The sequence below is a fragment of the Dyadobacter sp. CY343 genome (genome assembly GCF_021390335.1).
GTDB lineage: Bacteria > Bacteroidota > Bacteroidia > Cytophagales > Spirosomataceae > Dyadobacter.
The window spans coordinates 117,812-134,636 of the sequence record NZ_JAJUXK010000001.1 but is presented as its reverse complement, the minus strand read 5'-3'; the positions used below and the strand labels follow the sequence as shown (position 1 = coordinate 134,636).

At 46.2% G+C, this 16,825-nt stretch carries 10 protein-coding genes; 5 read left to right on the top strand and 5 right to left on the bottom strand.

Annotation, left to right across the window (positions count from 1 at the left end; all coding sequences use genetic code 11):
- Positions 1–128: 128 nt before the first annotated feature.
- Positions 129–4,160, top strand: coding sequence for an FG-GAP-like repeat-containing protein (locus LZG94_RS00525; protein ID WP_233789913.1), 4,032 nt, complete (start codon positions 129–131; stop codon positions 4,158–4,160).
- Positions 4,161–4,322: 162 nt separating this feature from the next.
- Here the strand turns inward: LZG94_RS00525 and LZG94_RS00520 are convergent, their stop codons facing one another.
- Both LZG94_RS00520 and LZG94_RS00515 read right to left on the bottom strand, forming a co-directional pair.
- Positions 4,323–5,135 (bottom strand): SHOCT domain-containing protein, encoded by an 813-nt coding sequence (locus LZG94_RS00520; protein ID WP_233789911.1) that lies wholly within the window; start codon positions 5,133–5,135, stop codon positions 4,323–4,325.
- A gap of 51 nt (positions 5,136–5,186) precedes the next feature.
- A complete protein-coding gene (locus LZG94_RS00515; RefSeq protein ID WP_233789909.1) occupies positions 5,187–6,266 on the bottom strand; it encodes a M48 family metallopeptidase in 1,080 nt (359 codons plus the stop codon).
- A 149-nt stretch (positions 6,267–6,415) separates the two neighbouring features.
- Between LZG94_RS00515 and LZG94_RS00510 the strand changes: the two genes are divergently transcribed.
- Positions 6,416–6,685, top strand: a complete 270-nt coding sequence (locus tag LZG94_RS00510) for a filamentous hemagglutinin (RefSeq protein ID WP_233789906.1) — start codon at positions 6,416–6,418, stop codon at positions 6,683–6,685.
- Between the two features lie 250 nt (positions 6,686–6,935).
- Positions 6,936–10,712: a carbohydrate-binding protein gene (locus tag LZG94_RS00505; RefSeq protein ID WP_233789905.1), complete on the top strand. Its 3,777-nt coding sequence runs from the start codon at positions 6,936–6,938 to the stop codon at positions 10,710–10,712.
- A 33-nt stretch (positions 10,713–10,745) separates the two neighbouring features.
- Here LZG94_RS00505 and LZG94_RS00500 read toward each other — a convergent pair whose 3' ends face one another.
- Positions 10,746–11,759, bottom strand: coding sequence for a GlxA family transcriptional regulator (locus LZG94_RS00500; protein ID WP_233789903.1), 1,014 nt, complete (start codon positions 11,757–11,759; stop codon positions 10,746–10,748).
- A 77-nt stretch (positions 11,760–11,836) separates the two neighbouring features.
- Positions 11,837–12,964, bottom strand: coding sequence for a YhcG family protein (locus tag LZG94_RS00495; protein WP_233789901.1), 1,128 nt, complete (start codon positions 12,962–12,964; stop codon positions 11,837–11,839).
- A gap of 110 nt (positions 12,965–13,074) precedes the next feature.
- Here LZG94_RS00495 and LZG94_RS00490 point away from each other — a divergent pair, with 110 nt between their 5' ends.
- Positions 13,075–14,271 (top strand): M23 family metallopeptidase, encoded by a 1,197-nt coding sequence (locus LZG94_RS00490; RefSeq protein WP_233789899.1) that lies wholly within the window; start codon positions 13,075–13,077, stop codon positions 14,269–14,271.
- Positions 14,272–14,274: 3 nt separating this feature from the next.
- On the opposite strand, the gene LZG94_RS00485 is transcribed toward LZG94_RS00490, so the two are convergent.
- Positions 14,275–14,688 (bottom strand): hypothetical protein, encoded by a 414-nt coding sequence (locus tag LZG94_RS00485; RefSeq protein WP_233789898.1) that lies wholly within the window; start codon positions 14,686–14,688, stop codon positions 14,275–14,277.
- Between the two features lie 192 nt (positions 14,689–14,880).
- Here LZG94_RS00485 and LZG94_RS00480 point away from each other — a divergent pair, with 192 nt between their 5' ends.
- Entirely contained in the window at positions 14,881–16,809 is a 1,929-nt protein-coding gene (locus LZG94_RS00480) for a sensor histidine kinase (RefSeq protein ID WP_233789897.1), read from the top strand.
- Positions 16,810–16,825 lie beyond the last annotated feature (16 nt).

The window sequence follows — 16,825 nt, the reverse complement described above, 5'->3', positions numbered from 1 at the left end:
TAAATACCTAATATTCTCTACGTCTGATAATTATACCAACCGTTCAATCATTAATTGCTGCATCTCATCTCTGAATTTTAAATTTTGAATACGGCTAGCTATTAGCTTAAATCTTAGATCAGAATCCGATGCAAAAAAACTATCTCTACCCCATTATTGCAGCACTTTCACTTGCCGCAATGATAGCGCTTACATGTTTATGGGACTTTAATATTGAGTTTCCGGAAACAAAGCCAAGCCACCATAATGAAGCGGAAAAGCAAGGTCCCTCACAGCAAACTATTGCCAGTATTCAGCAAAGCATTTCACAGCGCGAATACAACATTTCTTTCGATGATCTGAAAAAGTCACTGCAAAGTCCAAACCGACAGCATAACCTGCGGGCTTATTATAAGCCTGGAACATTGACTATCAAGAACCGCATTGATTCGGCCAGACAAAATTTTGAACTGAGACTTGCAAACGAAGGTGTTTTTGCGGATGGAAAATTGATGTACAAGGCCCAGATGAACGCAGAAACCGAAACTCTGGACAATAAGCTTTTGATAAAGCATTCAGGTTTCCAGGAAGAATTCATCAATAATGAAGAAGGTATCCGCCAAAATTTCATTATCGAAAATGCACCAGCTGATAGCAAGGAGCTTACTGTAAAGCTATCGGCTCAGGGTATGCAGGTTAAAGATTTGGAAAATAACGAACTCAACTTTTTCACCAAAAACGAAAACGGGCAAACTGTAAAAGAACTTAGCTACAAAGACCTTAAATGCTGGGATGCGAATGGAGCTATTCTTGAATCCTCGATGAGTCTGGAAAACGACTTGATCGTCATCAACGTGATTGTAGACGATGCGACCTATCCGATAACGATCGATCCACTTGTGACACAGGGCAATCCTTCCAATGCGAAAGCGACACTTGAGGGCGACCAGGCTGGCGCATGGATGGGAAGTTCGGGGGGAAGTGCAGGCGACGTAAATGGCGACGGTTATAGCGACGTGCTGGTGGCCGCCTCTAAATTTGATAATGGTCAAGTCGATGAAGGGATTGTTTTTCTGTATTATGGCAACGCATCAGGCATAAATGTCGCTACGCCGGTAATGCTGGAATGTGATCAGAAAGAGGCCCGGTTCGGTGCATTTGTTTCTTCCGCCGGGGATATTAATAAAGATGGTTTCAGCGACATTGTCATTGGTGCGCACATGTATGATAAGGGCCAAAGCAATGAAGGAGCGGCATTTATTTACCTGGGTTCAGCGCAGGGAATCAATAAAGTGGCTTCGCAGATTCTAGAAAGTAACCAGGCAGAGGCTAATATGGGCAATACCGTCGGACTGGCAGGAGATGTGAATGGAGACGGTTATAGTGACGTGTTGGTTTGCGCCCGAGCTTATGATAATGGACAAACCAATGAAGGTATTGTTTTCCTATATCACGGATCTTCTGCCGGGTTGAGTGCAAATCCGGTGCTCATCGAACAAAACCAATCCGAGTCGATGTTTGGCTTTGCTGCAAGCGGAGCGGGCGATGTAAATGGGGATGGTTATAGCGATATAGTGGTCGGGGCGCGGCTCTATGATAAAGGAGAAACCGATGAAGGGGCTGTGTTTGTTTACCACGGCTCGGCAGCAGGTATCAATTCAAATTCACCAGCGGCTACATTGGAAAGTAATCAGGCCAATGCTTATCTGGGCCACACAGTCAACACGGCCGGAGATGTGAACGGTGACGGGTACAGCGATGTCATCGCAGGCGCCAATATGTATGACAAAGGGCAGCTCAACGAAGGTGCTGCGTTTGTGCATTATGGTTCGGCGGCAGGTATTGGTGCACAGGCTGCCGTCGTTTTAGAGAAAAATCAGGCAGAGGCCCAATTAGGATCTTCGGTGGCAAGTGCAGGCGACGCAAACGGTGATGGATATGCAGACGTAATTGTGGGCGCCATGTTTTATGACAATGGACAGAGTAATGAAGGGGCCGCATTCGTTTATCAAGGTTCCGCAATCGGTTTATCTACCATTCCTGTTTCCAAATTCGAAAGCGAGCAGGCCAATGCCCAACTTGGAAACAGTGTAGCCAGTGCAGGAGACATCAATGGAGACGGATATAGCGACGTGCTGATGGGATCAATTGCATATGACAAGGGGCAAGTTGATGAAGGGGCAGCGTTTATTTGGTATGGGGAGGCTGGTGGCATTTCATCAATTCCTTTTAAATTGGAAGGAAGTAATCCGTTTGCCCAAATGGGCTGGTCGATTGCGCACGTTGGAGATGTTAATGGTGATGGTTATGATGATGTTGGTATTGCGGCAGACGGATATGATAATGGACAAACTAGCGAGGGAGCAGTTTTTATCTATCACGGATCGCAGCTCGGGCTCAATCCTATGCCGGTTACTACTATCGAAGGCAATCAGAAATATGCGCGCATGGGAAGCATTGCTTCCGCTGGAGATGTGAATGGTGATGGTTATGGAGATATAATTATTGGAGTTCCGCTTTACGGGGAAAACAACGCTGGTGCTGTTTTTATCTACCACGGTTCGTCTCAGGGCATAATTAGTAACGTGGAATATAAAATAGAACAACAACAGATCGAGGACGGACGCTTTGGAAATTCAGTAGCGAGCGCTGGTGACGTTAATGGTGATGGCTATGGGGATGTTGTTGTAGGAGCTCCGGAATTTGAAGAGGGAATGGCATTCGTATATCTTGGTTCTTCAAATGGCATAATCACAAATATGATAACTGAAATTGATGGTAGCACTGACGGCTTTTTGATGGGTGTCGTCACTGGACTCGGTGATGTAAATGGAGATAGCTTTGATGACGTCGCTATTGGTAGTCCTTTTTATTCGAAGGAAGAAGCTTACGAAGGTGCAATTATGATCCATTATGGTTCATCGACCGGAATTAGCGCTAATCCAGACCTAATTCTTCAAGCAAATAAGACTGAGGTTCGTCTTGGCAGCAGCGTTTCAGAAGCAGGTGACATTAACGGAGACGGATATATGGATTTAATTGCAGGCGCCAGTCATTTCGCCTCAGGTCAGTATGTAGAAGGAGCACTATATGTATACTATGGATCGACATTAGGGCTTAATGCTACTCCAACTATAATTGAAAGCAATATCGAAAATAGCTATTTTGGTTCATCCGTGTCAGCAGCAGGAGATATTAATGGCGATGGTTACTCAGACATTTTGGTTGGCGCAGTAGGATATTCTAATGGTCAGCCTAATGAAGGCGCGGTATTTATTTATCAAGGCTCCGAATCTGGGTTGAATTTAGGCTATTCTGCGAAACAAGAGGGAAATCAGGAGAGTGCGTTTCTAGGCAACTCAGTATCAGGAGGTGGAGATATCAATGGGGATGGATTTAGCGATATTATGATGGGAGCTCACCAATATGACAATGGTCAAATCAATGAAGGGATGGTTTACATCCATTATGGAAATAGCAACGGTACCAACCTCCGCAACAATCCCCGCCTCTATAACACCAACCTAACCACCTCAATCAACCAAGCCCAACTCGCCAAAAACAATTTTGGGGCTGGACTTTTTATCAAATCTTTCATCGGACGAAGTAAAGGCTGCCTTTTCTGGGAGACAAAACCTAAAAATCAGGGATTTTCCAGGGGTACTGACAATTCCATTACTACCAGCACGCAGTTCTCTGGAAAAGGATTATTTGCTGATCTTGGAACAATGGGAACAGAGCTTAAAAGCCTGATCAATAAGCAAGGCTCGTCTACCAAAGTCAGGGTGCGGGTGAAGTACAATCCAACAACTGCGCTGACTGGACAAGTTTTCGGCCCCTGGCGATACATACCAGCCTATCTTGCCGGGGCCTCCATTGCACCTGTGCCCGAGGATGTAACAGCTCGTCATTTACAAATGACCGAAAAACGGCTTAGTTCGATCTCAGATGAACAGGAGATTGGTATTTATCCCAATCCAGTGTCCGACAAACTAATCATTGACATCAATGATGAAAATGAGATGAAAAATGCTAGACTTTTGACAACGGTTGGGATGTTAGTTTTAACAACAACCCAGAATATTGTGGATGTGAGCAACCTTGCTCCAGGAATGTATATTCTCGTCATTACTTATAAAAATGATCAACAAACCTCACGAAAGGTTATTGTAAACCGCTAGGTTCATAAAAGAGATCCCTGCTTTGATTGAACCAAAGGTTTGTCATTGAATATTAGTATTTTGATGACAAAAGCAGTCCACTCCCTTAGTTTAGCAGTAGCCAAAACAACAGCGGCCAGGAAAACTCCCGGCCGCTACTGCCTTTTGAACAAGAAAAACCTTTTACAATCGCGCCAGCAATTCCTGCTTCTTCGCCTTGAATTCCTCTTCCGTAATCTGCCCTCTTTCAAACAACACATTGATCCTTTCGATCGTAGCGATTATAATATCCTGCGGGCTGCCTGCCGATTGTTCCGATCGTAAATCGGCCGTAGAAGTAACGTCGTAGGCGATTTCAGGGGTCGGTTGTGATGGTTTATCCTGCAAAGAACTGCCAGGTGAGGATTCGTCCCCGCGATCTGAGATTACAGGCAAACTTGACAAATCGACGGGACCGTCCTGGCTTGTGAATCTGTGCGAATTGCCTGGACCCTGCTGCTGGGATATGCCCGTGATCAGATGATGCTTGGTATCATAAATCGTCCTTTTCCCATTCTCATCGATCACCAGTCTGTGCACCGGCGAGAAGTAAGCATATCGGAAGTTGTTCTGCGATCCGCTGGAAGTTGGGTTCCCGAAAACCGACGGCCACGTGCCGCTTGCGTGTGATTGGTAACCTTCACGCGAAGCATGTGATCCGTTAGATAGATCGGCTGATTCTTCGAACAAAACCTTGGAAGTAACCAGATTAGAAACCTCGTTGCAAACCTTGTCGACGGTAGTACGCAGCGAAGTATTGAACATATCCCCTACCATCGTCATGCCGCCCCGCATCCATTGTCCCTGTCCGCCGAGCTCGGCAATATCGAATTGCGCCATTGCCCCGCCGCCATTGATAACTGCTTTCAGCAGGCTTTCCACAGACTCCGTTTTTAAATTATATTTTTCAGCAATCTCCGAAATGTGTTGCTGTCCTTCTTTGGTTAACGCTTTCATAGTTAGTCATTTCTTTTAACGATAACCACAAAAACAGTGCCATTGGGCGGTTTATTTGGTGGCTTTCAGTTCTATCCAGCGATTTTGCAGTTCCGACTGGTCGCGAATATCGGTTTGCTCCCGCGCCAGTGCCAGTGCATTTCGTATCCGCTCGTCGGTGAGCGGGTGTGTGCTGAGCAGGCGGTTGGTCTCCTCCTGCCCGCCGGTTTGCAGCACTTTAAAAAGATCGACCAATCCTTTCATCCCAATACCCTGTGCCTTGAAAATTTTACCGGCATTCCTATCAGCTTCGATTTCCAATGCGCGGGAGTAAGTAAGGTTGAGCAGCATATTCGAGTTTTCGGCCACCATCGCAACGATCGCCGAAACGTCGCTGAATAGGAGTGATATGAACAAATAGCCGCCCATACTGCGGAATATACTTTTAAGTGAATGCTGATAGTGGACGTGAGAAACTTCGTGGGCAAGCAGTGCTGCCAGTTCCTCTTTTGTTTTCATTTTTTTAATAATCTCATCAAAAACCACAATACGACCTCCCGGAAGCGCAAATGCATTTATTTCTTTCTTATTAACCACCGAGATCCGGATCGGGTAGGTAGTTTGAAAATCGATGGCTTTGGCAAAATCGTTTACCTTTTTTGAAAGCAGCTCATCCTTTTTATAGCCCGAAATGACATTTTGATATAACGTTTCACCCAGCTTGATTTCCATCGACCGAGGAATACGTGCAGCGATTTTCTCCGCTGCAAAAGGCAGGATAATAAAGTATATTCCGACCAGTAGTCCAATCAGCAGAATAAAAAATCCGACAAGTGTCAGCGGACTTTTCAAGATCGTATTGGAGACCTTTTTTCTAAAAAACGTGGTTCCCGGATATTCCTCCCTCAGAATCTGAGGAAGCTTTTCCTCCTTGCATTCAACGGTTTGTTCAGAAAAATCGTGGTACCTGAAAATACACAGATTGGTAAAACCCTGCTCAGTAACAATGCGATTTACCTCCCATCGAACTGTCCGCGACTCTCCTTTCGGCCCGGTAAACCGGATCAGCCAGTGGTCGGGCATCAATGTGAGTGTCGCATCGTTTACAATCGCAGTTTTTCCATCGTGGTACCGTACATTGAAATTTTGCATAGTTGTGTCGATTCGTCAGTGTACCATTCTAATATCGAGTATATCCGCAAAAAATCCGGAATTAAGTCTGTTTAATTTTCGCGGATCAATAAATCAGGCACAATTGTTTTAAAAACCTCTTCGTCAAGTTACACTTCAACAACAAGATCATGGATATTTATCAAATGGCAGCTAACTATTGGGACGCTCCGAGCAACGGGGGCGGTGACCCTGCGGGCCTGCCAGAGACCCCGCCTTTTGACCCGAGACCCGAGGTGCCTTCTCCCGACGTTCCGGAAGAAACCCCGCCTTTCGAGAGAGAGCCAGAAACGCCGCCTATCGAACCAAATCCTGGGATTCCGCCGGTCGAGCCGGGGATACCAGAAGTGGAACCTATTAGAGAGCCAGGCGGCGAACCAGATATTCCAGCATTCAACTGACCTTCCAACGAAGGTCATTTTTTTGGCCTTACTTCTTCACAAAATACACAGGGTCTATTATCACCTCCAGAAAAAATTCTACATATACAGTAATACCTGCGACAATTAAAACTGGGTATTAGGCTTACTATTGAGCGCAAAGGAATATCTGCAACCCTATTCAGACCGATCGTTCATTTATTTGTAAATCTCACCTAGCTATCATTACGAACAAATACTATATTCACAGTAAGTTTTACCTCTCCTCCATATGAAACATCTTTTACTTATCATCGTCATGCTTGTGACGGGCGTCAATGGCTTCTCACAAACTTACCGTGCCCTCTCGGGGAAAATCGAAGCTGAAAATTATGACGCGATTTCCGGTGTAGGAACAGAAGCCACAGAAGATGCTGGCGGCGGACTGGATGTGGGCTGGATGAACGACAGCAGCTATGTGGATTACCACGTAAACACTTCTTCCGCAGGATTTTATACTTTCAAAGTTCGTATTGCCAACGGTTTCAGTGACAATGCGTCTTTGCAGATCAAAGGAGCAAACGGTACTGTTTTAGGCCAGAGAATACTTCCGCGGACCGGTGGCATGCAGGGTTGGACAACTGTGAATATGTTCGCATTACTGCCTGCCGGAGATCAAACCATTCGTTTTTATGCAGAGCGCGGCGTTTTTGCACTCAACTGGTTTGAGGCAACTCCGTCAGCTATATCCCTGCCTGGTAAAGTGGAAAGTGAGAATTTTGAGCTGGCAAGTAATGTGAGAAATGAGTCTGCGCAGGGTGCCAGTGGCGGAGCGAATGTTACTGATATTGACGATAATGACTGGCTGGATTACAATGTAAATGTGACCGTTGCGGGTACGTACTCGTTTTTCTTTCGGGTGGCCAATGCGTGGGGCGACGGACTGATCGAGGTTAAAGACGGCAGCGGGCCTTCGCTCGGACAAGTGAGCATACCCAGGACAGGCGGCTGGCAAAACTATATTACAGTAAGCACAACCGCCACGCTCACAGCCGGAAGCAACATTATCAGACTGCAAGCTACAAGAGGCGCATTCAATTTTGACTGGTTTGAAGTAGCGGGTACCGTGCCCCTTTTGACCCACAATATCCCAGGAAAAATACAGGCGGAAGAATTTCACAACATTTATAATGTACAGACCGAAAATTCTAATGATTCGGACGGTACGATGAATGTGAGCGGTATTGATAATGGTGACTGGATGGATTACCACGTAAACGTTCCTGCCGCCGGACCGTATGCATTTAATCTTCGTGTGGCAAGTGCGCAGGGTAATGGATTATTTGAGATTAAAAATGAGTCGGGCAATGTGCTGGGGGCGGTTAATATACCCTGGACCGGTGGCTGGCAAAGTTATGCGACGTTCAGCGACACACTGAACCTGCCGGCGGGACATCAGGTGCTGCGTTTATATGCAAACAGGGGCGGTTTTAACTTTAATTGGTTTGATGTGCAAACTGTAAATGTGCAGAAACCAGCCGGCGTGATTTCGTTTGAAGCGCTGCCTGCCAAAAGCGTTACCAGCGGGCCATTTACATTAACAGCCACAAGTACCAATACCGAGGTTCCGATCACATTTTCTTCTTCCAATACTGCTGTGATCACTGTTTCAAATGCGGGATCAAACTGGCAGGCCAGCGTTGTTGGCGAGGGTAGCGCGCTTATTACTGCTTCACAAACTGAGAGTACTTCCTTTTCCGCTGCCTCTCCCGTTTCGCGTACGCAAGAGGTTCATCCCGATTCACCCTCTACTCCTTCTAACAAGATCACGATCGACGGCAAAAGGTGGTACCAGCTTACGAATGCGGCCAGTTCACTGGAACCGCTTTTTGACGGCAATACACAAGTAAGTGTGAATACCGGCTGGGGGAAAGTAGTGAACGATTATGAAGCCTATTACCCATTACTGGAAGGTGAGCAAATGAGTTTGCAAAGCATTAAATTCTTCGATCACGAAGGCTCGGCGGCACAGGCCCCGATGACTTTATCAGTGATCACCAGCAATTGGGAACGCATTGAAATCGCTTCTTTTAAAGGATATGAATACAATAGCTGGGTTGGACCTTACCCGGATGCGCAGCTTTCGGACGAAGAAAAGTTTAAGCTCAATGCAGTTGTCGGCAATATCAAATACCTGGTACTGAGGATCCAGGGTGTAATGCCTACGGAAATAGAATTTTACGGCACGTATACGCCACCGACACAAGGCGCTTCGCCGGTTCCTCATAAATCGGTTCGGTTGGGGGATACTTTTGGTGTAAATGGTTATGAGTGGAATTTCGAGGTAGGTAACAACCCACAGGTGATCAACGAGCCGTTGATGAATGCGGCAAAAAGCTTTTCCGGCTTCCGGCATTATATGGACTGGGAAAAACTGGAATCGCAGGAAGGCGTTTATTCCTACAACCCGACTATATCCGGCGGCTGGAATTACGATGCGATCTACGAGCGTTGTAAGGCTGAAAATATAGAAGTATTGGCTTGCCTTAAAACACTTCCCGGCTGGATGCTGGACAGCTACCCGGCAGGCGAGCGTGACAATGAAAATACGCCTGTTCGTTTCGGAATGGACTTTGCTGCGCCTGCATCTTATATTGAGCAGGCAAAAATGGGCTTTCAATATGCGGCCAGGTATGGAAGTAACACAGCTGTGGATCCTGCATTACTGAGTACGCACAGTACGCCGAGGTGGTATAACGACGTTCCAAATTCGGTTAAGATTGGTTTGAATCTTGTCAAATACATTGAATGTGACAACGAGCGTGACAAATGGTGGAAGGGCCGCAAAGCGTACCAGACTGCGCGGGAATATGCCGCTAATTTATCTGCATTTTATGATGGTCATAAAAACACAATGGGAGCTGGTGTTGGTGTAAAAAATGCTGATCCGAATATGAAAGTGGTGATCGCGGGACTGGTAACCGGGTCAGATTATATCAAAGGAATGGTGGATTGGTGCAGGGAATTCCGCGGTTACAAGTCCGACGGAAGCGTGAATCTGTGCTGGGATATTGTCAATTTCCATTTGTATATCGACAATTCGACTATGACCCAGAGCGGTACTTCCACGCGTGGTACCGCGCCAGAGAATATCAATGCAAAGAAAATTATTGATGATTATGTAAAAACAGCCCACGAATTTTCTCAGGATATGCCGGTTTGGATCACCGAAACGGGTTATGATATCAATCAGGGAAGTCCCTTGAAAGCGATCGCGATCGGTAGCAAATCGGAACTGGTTACCCAGGCTGACTGGATATTGAGAACTTCTCTTGTTTCGGCAAGATCGGGGATTGAAAAAGTATTTTACTATCAAATGTATGACGACAACAACGGTTCAGGCATGTTCGGGACTTCCGGCCTGCTCAATTCCGACCAGACACGTCGCCCCGCTGCGGATTATCTTTTTCAGGTCAATAAACAATTTGGAAACTACCGCTACAAGGAAACGCTGAACGCAGATCCTATCGTTGATCGTTACGAGTTGGACGGAAAATCGATGTACGTTCTGACCGTGCCGGATGAAATTGGCCGCACAGCGGAGTATACCCTGAATCTGAATGAAGCGGGCGTAGCGAAAGTCTTCACGCCGCAGGTTGGTAGTAACAATATGAGCTCACAGCAACTGCCGATCGTTGATGGACAAGTTACCGTTACAGCTGGCGAAACGCCGATTTTTGTAATAGCCGACAATTCAAATGCAAGAGTAGCAGCGACCGAAATTGCAGCGCCTGTGCTTGAAGAAGTGCTGCACGCCGAAGTTACTATCTTCCCCAACCCTACCACTGACTTTATTAGCATTGATCTGGCAAACGAAAAGAACACACAGGTAGAGATCAAGATATTCGAAGCGGCGACAGGCCGCCTGCACCACACTTCGAAGGTGAATAAGCCGGGTAACAAATTTTCACACCGGATCGATATCGCACACTTTCCGGCGAGCATGTACATTGTAGAAGTAAGCCAGGAACAGGAACACGCGTTCCGAAAAGTGGCGAAACTAAACTAAACAAAAATGGCCTGACGAATCAGGCCATTTTTGTTAATATGCTGTTCCGGCAATGCGCCTTTCAAGTCGCGCGCTGCTTTCAAGCCGGGCGATATTGAATTTATCACGATATTCTTTGGGGGTCACGCCGGTGCTTTTCTTGAAGAGTTGTCTGAACGATTTCAGATCATTATAACCCGAATTCAGCATTACTTCCAATACACTTTGGTCTGTTTGTGCGAGCAACTTTTTAGCCGCCTCTATTCTCGTACGCTGCAAATATTCGATCGGAGTTACGCCAATCGCCTGTTTGAATCTTCTCACCACATTGCGGCGGCTCGCTGGAATATCCTGGATAAGAGTCTCGATGGTACTTCCTTCCTGGTATTCCTTTTCAATTTTCTGCTGGGCAAGGTTTACCAATCCGTCGCCGTGGTTGAGAGACGGGCTGAAAGTCCCGAAATATGTCTGCTGCTCGCGATCCATATCGATCGCGAACATTTTGGCAGTCCGCAAAGTGAGTTCTTTCCCGCAGTAATGCTGAATGAGATAAAGCATCAGATGAAAGCTGCTGGTTGCCCCGCCGCTTGTGTATATACCTCTGTCGTCGGTCACCACGGCGTCGCTTTTCATGATCACATCCGGAAAATTCGTCGCCAGCGCCTGGGCTGAATCGATATGCGTTGTGGCTTCGCGGCCATTCAGCAAACCACCCGCAGCTAACAGGAATGCGCCGGTACAAAAGCTCGCAAGTTCAGCGCCGTTCTTATGCTGCTCGCTAAGCCACGAAATGCACGCCAGATTAGCTGAAATCGACGTTTTCAAATCACCAGCGCCAAATGCAGGCACCAGTATCAGATCTTGCTTTGGAGCACCACCAATAGGTTGCATGGAATACGATCCATAAAATTGAACCGGTTCTTTGTCGGGGGAAAGCAGCGTAATGTTAAACGCCGGCTCCTGCCCCGCCTCTTCACAAAACCCGTTAACTGATTCAAAAACATCCAGAATAGCCGCCACGCTGAGCAAGCGGTGCCTATTCGTAATCAAAAGACCTAGTTGTACCATGGCTGCGAGATATTCTTGGTAAGAAAAGAATTGAAGCGTCTGCCAATATAGAAATTTTTTGTCCTAAATACCCCTTTTTATGATTTTAGTAGTTCCTTTTGAATAAAAATGGCCAGCTGCTCTTTCGTAGGCAATTCAACGAGATATTTACTTACAAATAGCGGCAAATCACTATCTGCAACCGCGTATTCAACCAGCGCCTTATTCCTATCAGTAACAAGCAAAAGGCCAACAGGAGGATTATCATCCGTGGCCATTACTTCTTTTTTATAATAGTTAATATACGTTTTCAGCTGGCCGATGTGCTCATGTTTTAATTCATTGGTCTTCAATTCAATCAAGACGTGACACTTCAATATCCTGTGATAAAACACAAGGTCGACGAAAAAATATTCATCCCCGATTATAATGCGCTTTTGTTTAGCCTCAAAACAGAAACCATGCCCTAATTCGATCAAGAATTCTCCCAGATTATCGACAAGCGCCTGCTCCAAATCATTTTCATAGACCACATCTTTTGACTTAAATCCTAAAAATTCGAATGTAAAAGGAGATTTGATGAGGTCAGCAATCTGTGGCTTCTCTTTCAATTCCTTTGTAGCGAATTCCATTTTATCTGGTCTTAAACTCATTCCCGATCTCTCAAAATAAAGCGTGTTGATCTGCCTCCGCAACTCACTGACGGTCCAGTTACTCTTCATGCATTCAATTTCATAAAATGACCGTTTTACCGGATTATCAATAGGAAAGAGTTGCACCAAATGTGTATAAGACAATCTTGAAATTAGCAGTTCGGGATTGATCTTAGAAGTATGGTTCAATTGGGCAATCGGCAATTGCCCAATTGAGTCTCGCAGATTTGATAATGGTAGATTTCTAATTTGCCCAGGTATCATACCTGAATTCAGCGTTTCAATTTGAGAGAAAACAACCGGAGCTATTTCCGGATATGAAAAGTAGAACTGCCGGAATAGTTTCAGATTCCGGTAGGAAAGTGAATTTTGACTTAGAGACTCTGCAAGCTTTTGAAGAAGCCCCTCACCATACGCTGCTCTGTCCCGCCCATTCTGCTCAAACTCTACTATATAAAAACCAATCAGCCAATTCCGTATAGTAAGGTATTTATTGATCGCTTTCGCAGTACTATCCTGCATGAGCTGATGTGTCTCGTGGATGATATTAACCAATTCCGGATACGCTATCATAAAAGATTTGCAGAATGAATTCCGCAAAGTATTCAAATGGTTTTCTTCCCTCGAATCCGCCTTCCCTATGGCATGGATTTGTTAGCAGACGGCTGAAACGTGAGCTTGAAATGATGAAGATATTAAATAGCAGTTTCCTGATTTTGTTGGTGTTGGCTGTGCTGGCGGGTTGTAAGCCGGTGCCGGTTTCGCATTGGTTTCCGGTTACGCCGCAGGAGCATTATGAGCGGGATTTGTTGAAGGATAAGATGGAAAAAACCCAGGCCGGACAGACCTGGTTTCGCGTCGGTGAAACGGTATTGCGTGATTCGATATTCTCGGTCGCGCCGTATCAGGAGCGTTTTTTCCTGGGTGATTCGGTACCGGCGCAGGCGATCCGCCTTCATATTCCCGAGGGAAGAAGACTGATTATTACACCAAATCGCGCCGATAGCGATTCCAGCAGCCGCCTTTTTGTGGAGTTATATAAAGTGAAACAAAATGGTAAAACGCAGCGGATGGACTACCTGCGCCAGGATGGACAGTCCCTCACTTACACGAACTACGACAAGGACACTTTGCTATTGCGCCTGCAAACAGGTTTGAGTGAGCAGATTACGGTGACGCTCTCTCTCACCACCTTACCCTCACTCGCATTCCCCGTCGCGAGCCGCGGCATGGGCGACGTGATGAGCTTCTGGGGCGCCGACCGCGATGGTGGAGTACGCTCCCATGAGGGAATCGATATCCGCGCCAAAAGAGGTACGCCCGTCGTGGCTTCTGAAAGCGGCTTTATCACACAGACAGGCACGAATAATCTAGGCGGAAAAGTAGTTTTCCTCTCGTCTCTTTCCAGCCCCTATTCGTTGTATTATGCGCATCTGGATAGTCAGCTGGTATCAACCGGCCAGCGGGTCATGTTGGGAGATACTTTGGGGCTCGTCGGAAATACGGGCAATGCGATCACTACTGCACCTCACCTGCATTTCGGAATATACCAGCGCGGCCAGGGCGCGGTTAACCCTCTGCCATTTATTAATGACAGGCCTGAGAAAGTGCCCGGCCTGCCCGAAATGTCCAAATGGCTGGGAGATACTGTTACGCTAAAAAGAAAGGCGAACCTGTTTACATCCGCCCAATTTCAAAAAACGGAATTGATCCGGTCGCTGCCTCAAAACACTGTTTTTCGGGTTATTGGTGAAATGTCGAAAGGATATCGGGTGCAGCTCGAAGATGGTACAAAAGGCTATATTCAGACAGTCCCGTTGCAAACCTATCAAAGAAAAATTAGTGAAAGTACGGCGGCGATCTCGGGTAGCAGCCGGTAACTCTTATTTTTTCACAGCCACTATTTCCACCTTTCTGCCTTCAAAAATAACCAAAATGTGCAGCCGGTTGGTTTTATCAATATGGCCGATCTTTTCAGTCTGGTCGAAGAGATCAATACCTGCATAACCTGCACGGGTGAGATACAGGTTACACAGGTCTTCGTCCGGCACCGATTTTCCTCCCAGTACCACCTTCATTTTTCCCGTTACTACTTTGTCAGAAAGCCGGTCCAGCTGAAATAACACGTCGGTATCATTCAGCGGCACATTTTTGCCATTGAATTTCAACAAAGTCACTCTGTAGCTGCCGGCGATCTGTGCGGCTGGCTCGGGAGCGGGCGGCTTGTCTTTGTTCTTTTCATTTACGCAAGAAAAAAATAGGTTGACTGAGAGTACGAATGCAAAAAACTTTTTCATGGCTAACTAGATTTCGGATAAAGAATGCAAATGTTCCCAATCCGATGATGCAAAGGTAGCCCCGCATCTTTTTGTCAATCAATCGTATAAAAGCAGGAGATTTGAAAAATCATGCTTTTATAGGATATTATTGAAATGATTTATTTAGGAATTTTGCAAATGTCAATTTCAGCTCAACTCCTCCGATAATCTATGAAATCAGTTTTGAAAGCAGCATTTTTCGTCCTGCTATGCCTGGATGCAACCGCGCAAAACAGTGACGCAAAAGCTATTTTGAAACGTATTCAGTCCAGCAGGCAGGATACCAACCGTGTCCTCGCTTATATTGACTACGGTCAGTTGCTGGAAAATGAAAATCTGGACAGCGCAGCCAAATATTACCTGCTCGCGGGGCAATTGAGCAAAAAGCTGGACTATCCGGCGGGGAGCTTCAAGTACATTACCTATTACACCTACGTTCTTAACATGAAAGGGAAATTTGAGCAGGCACTGAAACTGAATAAGGAAAGTCTGGTGATCGCGCGTGAAATGAAAAGCCAGCTCAATATGGCAAAAAGCCAGGCCAATATTGCGGCAAGCTATACCTATCTCGGCAATTTCACAGAGGCGATAAAATACTACCAGCAATCGGCCGGCATCCTCGAAAAGCTTGGATCAAAACAATATCTCCCGCGCTTGTATGTGAATATCGGCTCGGCTTTTGAACACGCCAACCTGTTTGAGAAATCGCTGACTTACAAGCAAAAGGCAGTTGCGCTTGCCAGGCAGCAGAAAGATAGTCTGCAACTTGCCGATCTGATCACCAATATCGGCAACACTTACTTCAATCTGAAAAGGTATAAGGAAGCCGAAACAAACTTCAAGGAAGGACTTGTGATAGCAGAAAAAATTGGCGCGGATATGTTTGTGATTCAGGGATATACAGGATTGTGCCGAACCAATCGCGCACGAAAAAAGCTTGATGATGCCAGGAATTATGGTGAAAAAGCGCTGACACTGGCCAGAAAATCAGGCAATGTGTTCCTGGAAATGGAAGCTTTACGGGCATTGATGTTTGTAGCCGAGGACAGTAACCAGACTGACTTATCCGCCGAATATACCGAGCAGGCACTGAAAATCGCCGAGGAAAATGGTATGACAGATCATCTGATCGAACTTTATGAGGATTATGCGACCGACCTCTACCGGCAAAACAGGCATCGATCGGCTTATGATTATTTATTGAAATATGTGCTGCTAAATGATTCCATACAGGGAGCCGATGTTCAAAAGCAACTTCAGGAGCTGGATACTAAATACGAAACGGCCCAGAAGGAAAAGCAGATCGTCATTCTTGAAAATGAAAAGCAAACGCGAAATACGCTGATATATGGTCTGATCGGCGGTCTGATCGTAATTCTCGTAATCGCAATGCTCATTTACAGGAACATTGTGATCAGGAAGCGGATTGCGGAAAACGAGGTCACGCAGCTGCAGCAGGAAAAGCAGCTTGTCGCTACCAATTCTATTCTGAAAGGTCAGGAAGAGGAACGAACGCGCGTGGCCCGCGATCTGCACGACGGACTGGGCGGGTTATTGTCAGGTATTAAATTAACGCTCAATTCTGTGAAAGGAAATGTAATTCTGCCCGAGGAAAGCGCGCTGACGTTTACGCGGGCGCTCAACCAGCTCGACGGCGCGATTGGTGAAATGCGCCGCGTGGCACACAGTATGATGCCCGAAACGCTCGTCCGCTTCGGACTGATTGACGCGCTCACAGATTTTTGCGACGGTATCAGTACTTCGGGGACACTGAAAGTGACCATGCAGCATTTCGGGTTGGAAAAACGTCTGGATTCTTCGGTGGAGATTGTCCTCTACCGGATTGTTCAGGAGCTTTTGAACAATGTTTTGAAATATGCGGAAGCCACCGAAGTGCAGGTGCAGCTCACCAAAGTCGATCATATTGTGAGCCTTACTGTTGAAGATAATGGCAAAGGATTTGACGTGGCTGCGCTGGAACAGAATAAAGGAGCCGGTTTCCGGAATGTGCAGGCCAGGGTAGATTATCTGAACGGGCGGCTTGATATTCAGTCCGCGCCGGACGAGGGCACTTCCGTATTGGTCGAAATTGAAGTCTGAAATGATTATTAAACTT

Excerpts from the sequence above, each read along its gene's own strand:
- LZG94_RS00525 (WP_233789913.1), top strand. The coding sequence starts at position 129 with ATGCAAAAAAACTATCTCTACCCCATTATTGCAGCACTTTCACTTGCC.
- LZG94_RS00520 (WP_233789911.1), bottom strand. The coding sequence starts at position 5,135 with ATGAAAGCGTTAACCAAAGAAGGACAGCAACACATTTCGGAGATTGCT.
- LZG94_RS00515 (WP_233789909.1), bottom strand. The coding sequence starts at position 6,266 with ATGCAAAATTTCAATGTACGGTACCACGATGGAAAAACTGCGATTGTA.
- LZG94_RS00510 (WP_233789906.1), top strand. The coding sequence starts at position 6,416 with ATGGATATTTATCAAATGGCAGCTAACTATTGGGACGCTCCGAGCAAC.
- LZG94_RS00505 (WP_233789905.1), top strand. The coding sequence starts at position 6,936 with ATGAAACATCTTTTACTTATCATCGTCATGCTTGTGACGGGCGTCAAT.
- LZG94_RS00500 (WP_233789903.1), bottom strand. The coding sequence starts at position 11,759 with ATGGTACAACTAGGTCTTTTGATTACGAATAGGCACCGCTTGCTCAGC.
- LZG94_RS00495 (WP_233789901.1), bottom strand. The coding sequence starts at position 12,964 with ATGATAGCGTATCCGGAATTGGTTAATATCATCCACGAGACACATCAG.
- LZG94_RS00490 (WP_233789899.1), top strand. The coding sequence starts at position 13,075 with ATGATGAAGATATTAAATAGCAGTTTCCTGATTTTGTTGGTGTTGGCT.
- LZG94_RS00485 (WP_233789898.1), bottom strand. The coding sequence starts at position 14,688 with ATGAAAAAGTTTTTTGCATTCGTACTCTCAGTCAACCTATTTTTTTCT.
- LZG94_RS00480 (WP_233789897.1), top strand. The coding sequence starts at position 14,881 with ATGAAATCAGTTTTGAAAGCAGCATTTTTCGTCCTGCTATGCCTGGAT.